At 45.3% G+C, this 15,461-nt stretch carries 11 protein-coding genes; 5 read left to right on the top strand and 6 right to left on the bottom strand.

The window, feature by feature from the left end; genetic code table 11:
- Positions 1 to 3 precede the first annotated feature (3 nt).
- The 4 genes from glnL (at position 4) to add (ending at position 6,312) form a co-directional block, all read left to right on the top strand.
- Entirely contained in the window at positions 4 to 1,050 is a 1,047-nt protein-coding gene (glnL, locus tag R8N28_RS07310; RefSeq protein WP_017821940.1) for a nitrogen regulation protein NR(II), read from the top strand.
- A gap of 57 nt (positions 1,051 to 1,107) precedes the next feature.
- Positions 1,108 to 2,511: a nitrogen regulation protein NR(I) gene (gene glnG, locus R8N28_RS07305; RefSeq protein ID WP_005379267.1), complete on the top strand. Its 1,404-nt coding sequence runs from the start codon at positions 1,108 to 1,110 to the stop codon at positions 2,509 to 2,511.
- A gap of 102 nt (positions 2,512 to 2,613) precedes the next feature.
- Positions 2,614 to 5,160 (top strand): EAL domain-containing protein, encoded by a 2,547-nt coding sequence (locus tag R8N28_RS07300; protein ID WP_149192284.1) that lies wholly within the window; start codon positions 2,614 to 2,616, stop codon positions 5,158 to 5,160.
- Positions 5,161 to 5,307: 147 nt separating this feature from the next.
- Complete coding sequence (gene add / locus R8N28_RS07295) at positions 5,308 to 6,312, top strand: adenosine deaminase (protein ID WP_017821942.1); 1,005 nt, start codon at positions 5,308 to 5,310, stop codon at positions 6,310 to 6,312.
- A gap of 69 nt (positions 6,313 to 6,381) precedes the next feature.
- Here the strand turns inward: add and hemN are convergent, their stop codons facing one another.
- The 5 genes from hemN to R8N28_RS07270 all read right to left on the bottom strand — a co-directional run bounded on the left by hemN (position 6,382) and on the right by R8N28_RS07270 (position 11,090).
- Positions 6,382 to 7,773 carry an oxygen-independent coproporphyrinogen III oxidase gene (gene hemN, locus R8N28_RS07290; RefSeq protein ID WP_017821952.1) on the bottom strand — a complete coding sequence of 464 codons (1,392 nt, stop codon included), beginning with the start codon at positions 7,771 to 7,773 and terminating at the stop codon, positions 6,382 to 6,384.
- 184 nt (positions 7,774 to 7,957) lie between these two features.
- Positions 7,958 to 8,446 carry a DUF2489 domain-containing protein gene (locus tag R8N28_RS07285; protein ID WP_005379254.1) on the bottom strand — a complete coding sequence of 163 codons (489 nt, stop codon included), beginning with the start codon at positions 8,444 to 8,446 and terminating at the stop codon, positions 7,958 to 7,960.
- A gap of 7 nt (positions 8,447 to 8,453) precedes the next feature.
- The gene (yihI, locus tag R8N28_RS07280) at positions 8,454 to 8,996 is read right to left on the bottom strand and encodes a Der GTPase-activating protein YihI (protein WP_005379252.1); all 543 of its coding nucleotides are present in this window, start codon (positions 8,994 to 8,996) and stop codon (positions 8,454 to 8,456) included.
- Positions 8,996 to 9,634 carry a class I SAM-dependent methyltransferase gene (locus R8N28_RS07275; RefSeq protein ID WP_017821951.1) on the bottom strand — a complete coding sequence of 213 codons (639 nt, stop codon included), beginning with the start codon at positions 9,632 to 9,634 and terminating at the stop codon, positions 8,996 to 8,998. Before R8N28_RS07275 ends, yihI begins: the two co-directional genes overlap by 1 nt.
- Before the next feature lie 838 nt (positions 9,635 to 10,472).
- Complete coding sequence (locus R8N28_RS07270) at positions 10,473 to 11,090, bottom strand: c-type cytochrome (protein ID WP_017821950.1); 618 nt, start codon at positions 11,088 to 11,090, stop codon at positions 10,473 to 10,475.
- Positions 11,091 to 11,249: 159 nt separating this feature from the next.
- Between R8N28_RS07270 and yihA the strand changes: the two genes are divergently transcribed.
- On the top strand, positions 11,250 to 11,909 hold the full coding sequence (yihA, locus tag R8N28_RS07265) for a ribosome biogenesis GTP-binding protein YihA/YsxC (RefSeq protein ID WP_017635019.1): 660 nt from the start codon (positions 11,250 to 11,252) through the stop codon (positions 11,907 to 11,909).
- A 747-nt stretch (positions 11,910 to 12,656) separates the two neighbouring features.
- On the opposite strand, the gene polA is transcribed toward yihA, so the two are convergent.
- Positions 12,657 to 15,443, bottom strand: coding sequence for a DNA polymerase I (polA, locus tag R8N28_RS07260; RefSeq protein ID WP_053303417.1), 2,787 nt, complete (start codon positions 15,441 to 15,443; stop codon positions 12,657 to 12,659).
- Positions 15,444 to 15,461: the final 18 nt, after the last annotated feature.

Below are 15,461 nucleotides of genomic sequence, written 5' to 3'. Positions count from 1 at the left end.
AATGTGGATACCAGTCTTCCTAGTGCCATTCTCAACAATATGGTGACAGCAACGCTGATTCTTGATGATGGATTGGCCATCCGTTATGCCAATCCGGCTGCCGAATTGCTGTTTTCTCAAAGCGCCAAACGAATTATTGAACAATCACTTTCTCAATTGATTCAGCATGCGTCGCTGGATCTCGCGCTGCTCACTCAACCGTTGCAAAGTGGCCAAAGCATCACCGACAGTGACGTCACTTTCGTTGTTGATGGCCGCCCTTTAATGCTAGAGGTGACGGTTAGCCCTATCACTTGGCAAAAGCAGTTGATGCTTCTGGTCGAGATGCGCAAAATTGATCAGCAGCGCCGACTCTCTCAAGAACTGAACCAACACGCCCAACAACAAGCAGCGAAGCTGTTAGTCCGAGGGCTTGCACATGAGATTAAAAATCCGCTTGGCGGCTTACGCGGTGCGGCGCAATTGCTAGAAAAAATGCTGCCAGAGCCCTCTCTCACCGAATATACACACATCATCATTGAGCAAGCAGACCGTTTAAGGGCGCTCGTGGATCGATTACTAGGACCGCAAAAGCCAGGTAAGAAGACACAAGAGAATCTGCACCAAATTCTTGAAAAGGTTCGCCAACTGGTTGAATTAGAGTCACAACGCTCAATCATCATTGAACGAGATTATGACCCAAGCTTGCCAGAGATTTTGATGGATACAGACCAAATCGAGCAGGCAATGCTTAATATCGTCAGCAACGCCGCACAAATTCTTAGCCATCAAGAGCACGGGAAAATAACCATTCGCACCAGAACGGTGCATCAAGCCAATATTCACGGCAAACGCTGTAAACTCGCTGCTCGTGTCGAAATCACAGACAACGGCCCAGGTATTCCACCGGAACTACAAGACACGCTGTTCTATCCCATGGTCAGTGGCCGCGAGGGAGGAACTGGATTAGGGCTATCTATTTCGCAAAATTTGATCGACCAGCACAATGGAAAAATAGACGTAGAAAGCTGGCCTGGTCACACAACATTTACTATTTATCTGCCGATCTGAGTGCGCTAATGGACTTCAAGTCGCGTCAGTTTTTCGGTTTGCTGCAAGGATTACTACATGAGTAAAGGATATGTTTGGGTCGTTGATGACGACAGTTCAATTCGCTGGGTAATGGAGAAAACGCTCTCCTCTGCCAACATCAAATGTGAAACCTATGCCGATGGGGAAAGCGTGTTAATGGCGCTCGAACGCGAAGTGCCGGATGTTCTAGTATCAGACATTCGCATGCCAGGTATTGATGGGTTGGAGCTACTAAAACAAGTACAGCGCGATTACCCAGACCTTCCCGTGATTATCATGACCGCGCACTCAGATTTAGATGCAGCAGTGAATGCGTACCAAAAAGGTGCTTTTGAATATTTACCAAAACCTTTTGATATTGATGAAACTTTAACTCTGGTTGAACGAGCCATTGCACACAGCCACGAAAACAAACGCGAGCAGCTCTCTCCAGAAGACATTCCAGCAGAAACGCCTGAAATTATCGGTGAAGCACCAGCGATGCAAGAGGTGTTTCGCGCCATTGGTCGTCTTTCTCGCTCCTCTATTTCAGTCTTGATTAACGGTGAATCGGGCACGGGTAAAGAACTCGTTGCTCATGCACTGCACCGTCACAGTCCACGTGCTAACAAACCTTTCATTGCGCTCAATATGGCGGCGATTCCCAAAGACTTGATTGAATCAGAACTGTTTGGCCACGAAAAAGGCGCGTTTACGGGGGCAAACAATGTTCGTCAAGGACGATTCGAACAAGCCAATGGCGGCACTCTATTTTTAGACGAAATCGGCGACATGCCATTGGACATTCAAACTCGTTTACTACGCGTTCTAGCTGACGGGCAGTTTTATCGAGTGGGCGGTCACTCTCCGATCAGTGTCGATGTACGAATTGTCGCGGCAACACACCAGAACTTAGAAAAGCTGGTGCACGAAGGTGACTTTCGTGAGGACCTATTTCATCGCTTAAACGTGATTCGCGTTCAGATCCCGGCACTGCGTGAGCGTAAGCAAGACATTGAAAAGCTTACACAGCATTTTCTTATCCGTGCGGCTGATGAGCTTGGTGTGGAAACAAAGACTCTCCACCCGTCGACCGTAGAGATTCTTAACCGTCTTGATTGGCCTGGCAACGTGCGTCAATTAGAGAATATTTGCCGTTGGTTAACCGTTATGGCCAGTGGTAGCGAAGTGTTACCAAATGACTTGCCAAGCGAACTACTCGAAGAGAAAAAATCCATTTCAGACTCTGCACATGGTAGTTGGCAAGAACAATTGGCGGATTGGGCACGGCATTCACTCGCAGCAGGAGATAAAGAACTACTTTCTTACGCTTTACCAGAATTTGAACGCATTTTATTAGAAGCAGCCTTAGAGCACACTAAAGGTCATAAGCAAGATGCCGCTAAAGTATTAGGCTGGGGGCGAAATACACTCACCAGAAAATTAAAAGAATTGTACTGACAATCACTTACGTGGTGCGTTAACAACGAGCGTCGTTTGTCACTCGATATTAATAAAAACATCAGTACAATTGTGGCGCACCACCATCTATGTGATTAGGCGATGTCTACTGCTACGACTCAAATTACACTGCGTACTGCTGTTCTGATTCCATTTGTCATGATCTTCTTACTGGCGATCGGTGTCATTGTCTACGTCCAAAAACAAAGTTACGAAGAAGTGGTCACGGATATCAGTGACAAGCAACTTTCCGTGTTAACCGAAAGTGTCCACGACCACCTCAATAGCTATCTACGTAAGCCTTTTACTGCGGTTATGGCTCTCGCGCACAACGTCAGCTATCACAACCTTTATCGCCCTCACGATACCTCAGACATTCAAAACTACCTGCTGAGTGCATTCAAAAATCTTTACCAATCGATACCGCAGTTGGATGTAATCGCATTTGGTTCAGAAAACGGCGACTTTGCAGGCTTTCGCCGCGAGCTTTCCGACGATTACACCTTAATGGTGCAAGATCGCTACACCGATGGTGATCTGGTTATTTATGGAACCAACCATGTGAGTAACAACATTCGAACGGTTATCTCCCAATACGATCCTCGCACTCGCCCATGGTATAAGCCCGTTGCAGAGAGCCAAAACGCCACTTGGTCTGAAATTTATACCAACGCTGATGAACGCCAGGATATTACGCTATCAGCCATGACGCCGGTGTACAAACACGACCAATTTGCTGGTGTTTTGGTGACAGACATTCGTATCAATACATTCAACGAGTTTCTGCGCGAGTTAAAATACAACACTAAAGCGTCGGTCTACATCATGGACCCAGATCATCGTTTAATCGCTCACTCAGGCCCGGGAAGCGTCATCTCATGGGGCACAAAATTTTCGGATAAAGGGCAGCGTTTGCTTGCCGCTGAAAACGCAGACCCGATCATCAAAATCAGTGCGAGCCGCGTCCGGTCTTTCGATCTCAACAACACCAAGCAACCTTATACTTTTTCATTTGAACATGATGGACAACGTATTTTCAGTCGGCTAACCCCGTATCGAGACCAAGATGGCTTAACATGGTTTATTGGCACCTCCATTTCGGAGTCCGAGCTTCTCGGCCTGTTACCAAAAAGCCAGCAAGAGAGTTGGCTCGTTGGCATTATTGTAAGCCTATTTGGGATCGCCATCAGTTGGATCATTTTCAACCGAGTTACCAGACCAATTAACGCGACGGCCGCCGCCGCTCAGCACCTGGCAAATGGGGATTGGGATAGCGGCATGCCAAAGCCTGGTTATGTGTATGAGACAACCGTACTGGTTCATGCTTTTAATGAAATGGCGAACAATCTAAGAGCTTCATTCAAAGCATTGCGTGAACAGTTAGTTTATGACTCTCTAACACGCTTATATAGCCGTCAGGGTTTGGTCGAAATCTGTGAAAATCAGTCTCATCTTTGTCACGGCAGTTTATTTTTACTTGGTATCAACAAATTTAGAGATATCAACGACAGTGTGGGTCATCACAACGGCGACCAGTTGTTGGTCAGCATCGCTGAAAGGCTAAAACAGCAGTTTCGTGACAACGCATTATTGGCTCGGATTGGTGGTGATGAGTTCGCGGTGTTTCTCTCAAATGTCGACACTGAAACCAAAATTAAACAAACCGAGCGTCGATTACAGCAACTCTTTTCCACCCCATTTATGGTGGAAGGCGAGAATGTAGTGATGAAGATTTCACTTGGTATTGTACAAACCCAGCCAAACGAAACCATGCCTTTATGGTTACGCAACGCCAGCATCGCATTAAGTTACGCTAAACAAGACTCACTGACTGGTGTTTGTCACTACAGCCCAGAACTAGCGAGCGCTTCAAAGTTTCGTACGCAAATGCTGACCAAGATCCAAACTGGCATTGAAAACCGAGAGTTTATTCCTCATTACCAACCGATTGTGGATCTCGTCAGTGGCACAGTGTGTGGCGCCGAAGCACTGGCGCGTTGGCATAGCGACTCAGGTATGGTGTCACCATTAGATTTTATCCCAATCGCGGAAGAAAGCGGCATGATCAAAGCCATCGGCCAACAGATTCTGTTACAAGCTTGTCGCGACACTTACCAAGCGATCGAAAGCAAACAGTGGCCGTCGGACTTCCAACTGCATGTGAATATCTCCGTTAATCAACTATCTTGCCCAAGTTTTGTTGATACGGTGACAAGCGTATTGGATATCACGAAATTACCAGCAAGTAACCTCACACTAGAGATCACAGAATCACGTATCATTGATAGCGCACCGACCACACTAGAAAATATGACTAAACTGCGTGAAATGGGTATTGGTATCGCGATAGATGACTTTGGCACCGGCTACTCATCACTGGGTTACCTCCACTCTCTGCCGTTTACCTGCTTGAAGATTGATCGCACCTTCATCAATCAACTCACACAAGAAAACTTAAACAGTTCAGTCGTCGCTGCCGTCATCAATATCACAGCAGGTCTCAAAACTAATGTCGTCGCGGAAGGTGTCGAGGATAGCAATCAAGCACAATTACTGCGCTCTTTAGGCTGTAATCAGGTGCAAGGCTTCTACTACAGCCGCCCTATGCCACTAGAAGAATGGCCAACACATTTGGTGAACATGAAGTAGAAAAGAGCGAGAATCGTTGATTTCCTAGTCATCCTCTACTGACAATCTACCCAACTGTTATTTATACTTAACTGCAAATCTTACCCATGTATTGTCACAGATGATGTTTGGGCCCTGTTCCAGTTCATAACTATCCGGATCGACAAAATGATAACGAAGAACCTTCCTCTTACTGATTTGCACCGTCACCTCGACGGTAACATTCGTACTAAAACGATTCTTGAGCTAGGCCAAAAGTTTGGCATTGCCCTACCAGCGTACGATATTGAGTCTCTCACTCCTCACGTTCAAATTGTCGAAGCGGAACCCTCTCTTGTTGCTTTCCTTTCTAAGCTCGACTGGGGTGTTGCTGTACTGGGCGATCTAGATGCGTGTCGTCGTGTCGCGTACGAAAACGTAGAAGACGCGCTAAACGCACAAATCGATTACGCAGAGCTGCGTTTCTCTCCTTACTACATGGCGATGAAACACAAACTACCAGTAACGGGGGTTGTTGAAGCCGTCGTGGACGGTGTGCAAGCGGGTATGCGCGATTTTGGCGTGAAAGCCAACCTGATCGGTATCATGAGTCGCACATTTGGCACTGACGCATGTCAACAAGAACTGGACGGCATTCTGAGCCAGAAAGATCACATCGTTGCCGTCGACCTTGCGGGTGACGAGCTAGGCCAACCGGGTGATCGCTTTGTGTCTCACTTCAAGCAAGTACGCGATGCTGGCCTTGGGGTAACGGTCCATGCTGGTGAAGCAGCAGGTGCAGAGAGCATGTGGCAAGCAATCAATGAGCTGGGCGCAACTCGTATCGGTCACGGCGTAAAAGCGATTCACGATCCAAAACTGATGGATTACCTAGCAGAAAACCGCATTGGTATTGAATCTTGCCTGACGTCAAACTACCAAACAAGTACGGTAGAAACGCTAGAAAACCACCCTCTCAAGCAGTTCCTAGAGCATGGCGTTCTTGCGTGTCTGAACACTGACGATCCAGCGGTTGAAGGTATCGAACTGCCATACGAATACGAAGTAGCGGCACCAGCCGCTGGCCTGAGCCAAGACCAGATTCGCCAAGCGCAAATCAATGGCCTTGAGATTGCGTTCCTTTCAGAAGCAGAAAAATCGGAACTGAGAGAAAAAGTAAAAGATCGCGCTTAAATCCAGCGAAAACATAAAAAAATGCCAGCATCTGCTGGCATTTTTTATATCTTGAATCTGTATCTCTGATTAAATAACACGAGAGAACTGTTGCTGACGTGCCTTTGCTCGTAGGTATTTATCGAAGCTCATACAAATATTACGGATCAACAAACGACCTCGCAGCGTCACACGAATTTCATTGTCATCCACTTCCACCAGCTCATCGTTAATAAAGGTCTGAAGTAGCTGCAAATCTTCTTTAAAGTACTGTTCAAACCTCACTTTAAACTCAGACTCAATGGCTTTCTTGTCTAACTTGAAGTTACAAATCAGCTGCTTAATCACTTCGCGACGGAGCAAATCATCGGAGTCCAGAGAGACCCCTTTCCATAGAGCGTGACGAAGTTCGTTGACTTGAGCGTAGTATTTCTTCAGCTCTTTCTGGTTTTGCGCGTACGCATCGCCGATCATCGAGATTGCAGAAACACCAAAGCCAACCAAGTCACATTCACCTTGTGTGGTGTAGCCTTGGAAATTGCGATGCAAAATACCTTCGCGCTGGGCAACAGCAAGTTCATCGTCCGGCAAAGCAAAGTGGTCCATACCGATAAATTGGTAGCCAGCATCAGTCAGTGTCGCGATGGTGTCTTGCAGAATCGCCATCTTCTCTTCTGCCTTTGGCAGGTCTTCGTCTTTAATCTTACGCTGCGCTGCAAATAGCTGTGGCATGTGCGCGTAGTTAAACACGGATAGACGGCCCGGCTGCATCTCTAGCACTTGTTCTAGAGTCTTGGCAAAAGATTCTTTGGTCTGCTTCGGTAAACCGTAAATTAAATCTAGGTTCGTCGAACGAAAGCCTAACTCTTTTGCGCGCGCAACCATCGCAACGATGAACTCTTCATCTTGCTCACGATTCACCAGCTTTTGCACTTCTTTGTTGAAGTCCTGAACACCGATGCTCAAGCGATTGAAGCCTTCACTACGCAGATGATCCAGCATGGTCAGCTCGATTTCACGCGGGTCAACCTCGATACTGATTTCAGCATCGCTACTAAAAGTAAACTCTTGGCGTAGCAGGCTCATTACACGCGTGATTTGCTTTTCAGAGAGAAACGTCGGTGTACCACCACCAAAATGCAATTGCGTCACGGTGCGACCAACAAGTAATGCAGCACGTTGACGAATTTCGTGTTCAAGCACGTCGAGGTATTCATCCGCTTTGTGCGAATGGCGTGTAATGACTTTATTACATCCACAGTAGTAACAAAGCTTGTGACAGAACGGAATGTGTACGTACAGCGATAATGGGCGTTCTGGGTATTGAGTGCATGCCATATCATAATCAGAAATGGTGAACGCTTCATGAAACTCCAGCGCCGTTGGGTACGACGTATAACGAGGCCCGGAATAGTTGTACTTATCCAATACCGCTTGATCCCAGACGATTTGCTGTTTCGATTCAGTGTGTTGATTCGACATGGTGGTACTTTCCGTTAAATGCTAGGGCAACGAAAGCCGTCACCCGATATTCAGAGCCGCTATTTTGCCATACGACGATGACAAGCGTGGCAACGCCGACTGGCTTTTTAAGTATAAAACTAAAGAAGTGCTAGCGTGATCACGATACCCCCATTAGTCATAAGGAGACTATTGGGGGTCGCGCTTAAATCATCTGAATATTGATTTGATTATTCAGTGGCTGGACGTTTTTCTGCAACACTTTGAGCTCCTCAATAATCGCATCAGTGAGGCGGCTTTCCGCTTTATGACGCGTCAAGTTCTGTTGCATACGCTCTTTCTTGGCAAGTTGTTGGCGTTCTTCGCCACGCGCCATATCTTTCACTATGTGGTAAAGCTCAGAAATCGCAGGGTACGTTTTATCGAAATCAACGCGGTCTTCACCTTGTACATAATCCATGATGTTATACACACGGATACTGATTTCAGATAAATCGCACTGCCCTTGAATGCCCGCCTGACACAAGGTATGCACATTCTCAAAAATGTTGGCGTTACGTTTGTCTATCGCCAATTTTTGATGCTTCAGCTGCAATTCCTTTTGCTTTTTCAATTGAAGCAGAAGGTAACCTGCATAAGAAGCGAGTGCGATGATAATCACAACACCAGCAATAGCTAATAAGGTTACATTCATAGCTTAATTATCCTTTATAGTCGTCGAAATTAATGTCGTCGAAATCTGCCAGCAAGTCATCATCGTTGCGCGTGCTTTTCTCAGCAGGTGCAGTGAAGTCTTCCTCTTCTTCAGGTTCCAACAAACCTAGTTGGTCCATTAGCTTCTCAATGCGATCGAGTTTCTCATCGACGAATTTCTGTAGACCTGTGCCCAGGTTTTCACCCGCTTCAATACGGTCTAGCAACACGTTCAATTGCGCGTCATTTTCTAGCATCTCTAGTTCTTGCTCTGCCGACAAACGACGCTCTTGCTTCGTCATTTTCTTCGCAGGTTCAACAATCAGAGGTATTTTCTTTTTGCTGCCTAAGCGCGGGTCGCGATTTTGTGCAGCAGCTTGCTTTTTCTGCTCGTTAACTTCTGAGTTACGGTTACCCGTTTTCAGACCTTTACGCTTTTTAGCACGCTTGCGTAAGCGGCCTTCCACATCAGATTCTGTACGGTTACGAGTTACAACAAACTCAGGTGCACCAGCGGCACCCGGTTTTCTAGATTTTTTACTACGGCTCATTACTGGGGTTTCCTCAGTAAAATTACATCATTACCAATAAATTCGAGTTCGAGCTTATCCCGCTCTGCTAGGAACTGGAACGTGTCACGACTAAAGAACACTACGTGAGTGAGATCGTTCTTATAATGCCATGATTTGAAAGCCTCCACGTCGATGACCATTTTCGTCATCAGGCCTATCCAGCCCCCTGGCTTAACTAAATTCAACCATTGCTTCCACACCAAATCTGGGTGGTAGAGGTGCTCTATCACCTCTGTTGCTGTCATGAAGTCGTACGTTTTTTCTAAAACCGACGTATCAGGGTGGTAGTAGAGATCGTACAACGCCATGTTGTGCCCCGCCTCTTCCAGCATCAAGGAGAGCGTTGGGCCAGGACCACAACCAAAGTCGATACCATTTGATTGTGGAGAAATTCGCTCTGTGATCGGGTCAGTAATACGCGACAAAAAGCGTCGGTAACCCAAATCATCGGGGTTGTTCTCATGCAAATCATAGTGAGCTTTTTCGCTTTCCGCATCCAAACGTTGGTCTGGATTTACGAATACCAAGCTGCACTGCTCACATTGAAGATATTCACGACGCTTATCTTCAAAATAATGGTGAGTGCGCTGATTTTGGCATAAAGGACAGGTATGCATGCTGACTTCCTCAAACAGGGATGCGAAACATACCAGAAAGTGAACTCGGATTGGAGTGTTGTTGAGTGTTTTTTCAGCAATTTTTGTTAAAAAACTTTGTTTACAACCTATAAAGCTAAATAAGTGCAGTAATATCAATTCAAGTTACGACTGAGCAAGTCAACGGATATAAAAAAAGCGACAGTCAGACTGTCGCTTTCTAAGTGCCATCAATTGGCGAAACTGTGTTGCACACATTTGGTGCACCAATGATCCCTTTGTTTTTAGAGCTTTCCCTGCCAAAAAGAGTTGTTTTTCATCTTCCTGATGAATTTTGGCTATCCGTTTACTTCCTGTCTACTGAGCAACTTCCTGTGCCTGATCCGTTTCACTGTCTTAACCGTCAGACGAGATGACCATCCTTATCTGATAGGCTCCCTACCTATCTAAATCCCTTTCTAAATCACCAAGCATCCGAGCTACATCCTTGGAGACCTAAACCGTGGTCTTAAATCCTTACATTCACTCCCTGTGAACGACTTCTACTTTACGCCATCCCGTTATGCTCACAAGTAATGGGTTGAAAAAATAATCCGCCTATTTTTCTAAAAAATCAAAATTATCATTTAATCAAAAACTTAAAAACACTAACAAGAAAAAGCCAACATCAAGTATGGCAAATGTCTCACAAACTGCCGAGCCAACTATCGCTTTCGCATCCAAACTCGACTGTGATATCTGTCACGAACAAAAATGCCCTAGTGGATTCACTAGGGCATTTTTGTACAAGTTGCTCGAACGATGTAGGGACATCTACCCAACCAGCTCAAGATGCAGGTTCTTGAGCGATTTAGGTATATTAGTGCAGACCGCCAACGTATTTAGACAGCACTTCGATATCTTCGTCTGTCATTTTCTTCGCGATGTCGCGCATCATGGCATTCATATCATTACCACGGTCGCCATCACGGAATTTTTCTAGCTGAGCTTTGATGTAGTCAGCATGCTGACCAGAAATTTTCGGGAAACCTGAAAGCTCAGTACCATTGCCACGAGGACCATGACATGCAATACATGCGGTTAGGCCACGCTCGGCATCACCAGCGGTATAAAGCGTTTTGCCTTTTGCTACTACATCTTCAGGTGTTGAGTTTTCTGAAACTGGTAGCGAAGCGTAGTAAGCAGATAGGTCTGCGATATCTTCATCGCTCAGTGGCATTGCCATACCACTCATTACAGGATCGTAACGACCTTGTTTACCACCACTTGTCATGCCTAGCTTAAGTTCTTTTAACTGCTTCTCAAGATACTTAGCGTGTTGGCCTGCGAGTTTCGGGTACGTTGTTATTGCACTGTTGCCATCTGCTCCGTGACAGGCGACACAGGTTTGTGATTTTGCTTTACCAGCCTCAATATTACCTTGGGCCCATACTGAGCAACTGGCTAAAAGACTCAAAATTAGCGCTAATTTATTCATGACATTCCATTATAATTATCAAGCTTCCAGTACCACGGAATGTGAACATACCGCGTACACTCATGGTACAATAGGCGACCTTATGCCGAGCACGGTTATTTTACACATTTTCACAAAAAAGTAATCAATCGACTACACAAAGTCGAGATGGAGTTAACAGTGAGCGTAAAAATTCATTACCAAAATACGCATTTCATCACCAGCGCACCCGATATTCGTCACCTGCCGGAAGACGAAGGTGTCGAAATTGCGTTTGCAGGACGCTCAAACGCTGGTAAATCGAGTGCACTTAACCGTCTAACTAATCAAAAAAGCTTAGCCAAGACATCAAAGACACCTGGTCGTACGCAATTAATCAACCTTTTCAAAGTAGAAGAAGGTTGTCACATTGTCGATCTACCTGGATACGGTTTTGCTCAAGTACCGGTAGAGATGAAAAACAAATGGCAGAAATCTTTGGGTGAATACCTACAGAAACGCGAGTGCCTAAAAGGCTTAGTGGTTCTAATGGACATTCGTCATCCAATGAAAGATCTCGACCAACAAATGATTTTCTGGGCCATCGATAGCCACATTCCTGTGCAAGTTTTGCTAACCAAAGCAGATAAACTAAAAAGTGGTGCACGCAAACAAACTCTACTGAAAGTTCGTAAGCAAGTAGAAACTTTCGGTGGTGACGTTTCTGTTGATGTGTTCTCTTCACTGAAAGGATTAGGTGTCGATCAGCTACGTGCAAAACTGGATACCTGGTTTGCACCAGCACTAGCACACCTGATAGAAGAAGACGAACAAGAGATACCTGCGAGCGATGAAGAATAATTAACAATATTTGTTAAATTTCTTCGACACGGCCCTGCCATTTGGTGGGGCTTTTGTTTATCTGAACTAAATAACAGGCAATAAAAATCCCCGCCTTCCTGGCAGGGATAACGGGAGAGAAAAATTGGTAATTATTGTTATGTGACGAAGCATTGCTGAACTGAGATTCGATTTCAATAGGTTAAAAAGCGCTCTTGTTTCCTGTGTATCACCAAACATTCACTCCAAAAACACCCAATAGCGTTACAATTCAGACAGTTAAGCCAAGCAAATCTTCAAAAAGATGTAACTTAGTTTCTTTCAAGAAAAAATAATAGTGTGACTGACGTAAATTTACAGGATGAATAACGCAATAAATTTGAAGGAAAAATCGAGATTTTGCAGTGACTTAGAAAGGTCAAAAAAGAAGGTTTTTGAAGGCTAACTTTAAGCTGCTGATCCAAAAGAATAATTTTCTTTCGCCCAATAAAAAACGCCCCAGTCAAAAACTGACTGGGGCGGCTGAATCAGCCTAATCCAATAACGTGAAACAAAAGGTCTGAAAGATAGAACATCTTACCTCTGTACCCTACGAGTATTAATGTACAACAATTGGTCAGAATTGCAAAGAATTTTTGTAGTTTTTTTTCATGAAATTTTTATTAAGCAACATCAAAGTTAACTTTGCGCTAGCTTTTTTAATCTCAAAAAAAAGCCAGCGTTTGTGCGCTGGCTCATAATTAATTGGTTATTTTGGTCTAAAAGTGACTAATGAGCTTGATCCCAGTTATCACCGTGACCTGCTTCTGCAACCAACGGTACTTTTAGCTCTGCTGCAGATTCCATCAATTTCTGTACTTTACTTTCAATTTCGGACAATGATGACTCTTCAACTTCAAAGACCAATTCATCGTGTACTTGCATTAATAACTTCACACGACCATTGCCTTCTTCCTGAATCCACTGATCAACCAACAGCATCGCTTTCTTAATGATGTCCGCTGCCGTACCTTGCATTGGTGCGTTGATTGCCGCACGTTCAGCAGCTTTACGACGCATCCCGTTGCGCGATTTGATTTCTGGCAAATGCAAACGTCGACCAAAAATCGTTTCAACATACCCTTTATCTGCTGCTGTGCTGCGTGTGTCTTCCATGTACTGCATCACGCCTGGGTAACGTTCAAAGTATGTATCCATGTACGCTTGAGCCTCACCACGAGGAATGCCTAATTGCTTCGCCAAACCAAACGCACTCATGCCGTAAATAAGACCGAAATTAACCGCTTTCGCACGACGACGTTGCTCACTTGAAACGTCCTCAATAGAAACACCCATGATTTCTGCTGCGGTTGCCGCGTGGATATCTTTGCCATCACGGAATGCATTCAATAAAGCTTGGTCGCCAGAAAGGTGCGCCATGATGCGCAGTTCGATTTGCGAGTAGTCGACCGCTAAGATTTTATGCCCTGATGGCGCGACAAACGCTTGACGAATACGACGGCCAGCTTCGTTACGAATTGGAATGTTCTGTAAGTTCGGATCAGTAGAAGATAGACGACCCGTTGCAGTCACTGCTTGGTGGTAAGAAGTATGCACGCGCCCCGTTGATGGGTTGATCATCTTCGGCAGTTTGTCGGTGTAAGTTGATTTTAGCTTCGCCAAACCACGGTATTCCAAAATCAGTTTTGGTAGTGGGTAGTCTAGCGCGAGTTCTTGCAGAACTTCTTCATTCGTCGATGGTGTGCCTGATGGCGTTTTCTTCACAACCGGTAAACCCATTTTTTCAAATAGGATGGCTTGTAATTGCTTTGGCGAGTTCATGTTAAACTCTTGCTCTGCAATTTCGTACGCTTTCTTTTCAAGCTCATCAAGGCGAGCGGTAATCTCGACCGACTGCGCACTCAGCTTCATTTCATCGATAAAGACCCCAGTGCGTTCAATGCGCGAAAGAACTGGCACCAACGGCATTTCAATCTCTTCGTAAACTGTCTTCAGGCTTTCATCCTGCTCGATATTAGCAAACAAGCGATTGTGCAGACGAAGGGTCACATCCGCATCTTCTGCCGCGTATGGCGATGCTTGTTCCAGTTCGATTTGGTTAAACGTAAGCTGATTTTTGCCTTTACCTGCAATTTGCTCAAAAGAAATGCAGCTGTGCTGTAGGAAGCGAAGCGCCAAGCTGTCCATATCGTGTTTACCGCCGACACTGTTGTAGATATACGATTCCAACATCGTGTCGTGCTTAATACCTTTTAGCTCAATGTCGTAACGAGCGAGTACAGACGCATCATACTTTAAGTTTTGACCGACTTTTGCTTTCGCTGCATCTTCAAGAATTGGCTTCAGCTGTTCTAGTACCCAATCACGATCAAGCTGTTCAGGCGCATCTAAATAGTCATGTGCAACTGGCACATAAGCCGCAATACCTTCATCGACAGCGAATGACAAACCAACTAGATTCGCTAGCATGTAATCTAGGTTATCGGTCTCCGTATCAAATGCAAACAGCTCAGCCGTTTGAAGTTTATCTAGCCAAGCATTGAAGGTTTCTTTATCCAGAATTGTTTCATATTGGCTGCGATCGATTGTTACCGCAGAAGTTTCCATCTCGGCTTGAGAAGAAGAAGCTTGTGAAGATCCTGCAAGCTCTACGGCCTCCACAGATCCAGAACCGCCTTCAAGTAGTTCATTCAACCAAGATTTAAACGTCAGTTGGCCATACAGCTTCACTAATTCGTCTTTATTTGGTTCCGCTTTCAGCAATGATTCTGGCGTTTCCTCAAGCTCAACATCCAATTTGATGGTCGCGAGCTCATACGAAAGCATGGCATTTTCTTTGTTGTCGATGAGCTTTTTCGCCATGGTTTTAGAACCACGGAAACCAAGCCCTGCAATATCATCGAGGTTTTCATACAACTTCGTCAGACCACCAATACCTTGCAGTAGTGCGGTCGCTGTTTTATCACCGACACCCGGTACACCAGGAATGTTATCTACTTTATCGCCCATCAGTGCTAAGTAGTCGATGATCAACTCAGGTGGAATGCCAAACTTTTCAACCACACCTTCACGATCCATTACGACGTTCGTCATGGTGTTGATCAAGGTAATGTTATCATCCACTAGCTGCGCCATGTCTTTATCACCAGTACTGATCAATACAGGCATGCCCTTTTGTGATGCTTGGTATGCTAACGTACCGATGACGTCATCCGCCTCGACGCCAGGAACACAGATCAGCGGCAAACCCATTGCACGAATAACATTGTGTAATGGTTCAATTTGACAACGCAGGTCATCCGGCATTGGCGGACGATTCGCTTTGTATTCTGCATACATATCATCACGAAAGGTTTTTCCCTTTGCATCGAAAACCACCGCGATGCGCTCAGACGCAAACTGACGCATCATGCTGCGTAACATGTTCACGACGCCGTAAACGGCATTAGTTGGAATTTCACCATTGCTCATGGTGCCCGGGTAGGCGTGAAAAGCGCGATATAGGTAAGAAGAGCCGTCGATAAGGATCAACGGATTTTCAGGAATACTTGCCATAATTGTCTGTATCCAATT

This window comes from Vibrio sp. Vb1554, from assembly GCF_033344235.1.
Note: the sequence above shows the minus strand (reverse complement) of the source record. Positions and strands in the feature narration are given on the sequence as shown.